Genomic DNA, 548 nt, shown 5'->3' with positions numbered 1-548 from the left:
AAAATGACATTAAATTGCTCTGCACATAACTGTATGTACAATAATAGCGGTACTTGCTATGCAGGTAAAATAATTGTATCTGGATTACATGCATCTAAGTCATCAAATACATATTGCGCTACATTTTCAGAAGGTGATAATAGTTTATCTAATTTATCTAGTAACTATTTTACTACATCAAGTGATATAGCCTGTGAAGCTAAAAAGTGCCATTATAATGAAGAAGGTCTTTGCGTTGCAGAAAGTGTTCATATAAATAATAAAAATACTCAATGTGATACATTTATATGTAAATAAAAATATTAAATTAATCATAATTTATTTTTATAATTATAAATTAATGCTTTTATAAATTAAAACCTANATTATCCYCCTAATAAAAATTCGCTTCGCTCGAGCGACGTGTCGGCGAAACACTTCATGTCGCCAACGATATATCCTCGCTACCACTTTGAGCAACGCGTTGGCGAAACATTTAGGATACATCCGTTGCTTGAGCCACTGCGTGGGCGAAGCATTTCAAAATGTTATTTTTACSTTTATATATA

Annotated in this window: 1 protein-coding gene; it reads left to right on the top strand. The window is 31.2% G+C overall.

The annotated features are described in order from the left end of the window. A partial coding sequence (locus G3997_RS02445) for a DUF1540 domain-containing protein (protein ID WP_330616174.1) occupies nt 1-297 on the top strand: 297 nt, incomplete at its 5' end. Nucleotides 298-548: the final 251 nt, after the last annotated feature.

The organism is Romboutsia sp. 13368 (assembly GCF_018336475.1).
GTDB lineage: Bacteria > Bacillota > Clostridia > Peptostreptococcales > Peptostreptococcaceae > Romboutsia.
This window is presented reverse-complemented; position numbering and strand designations above follow the sequence as displayed.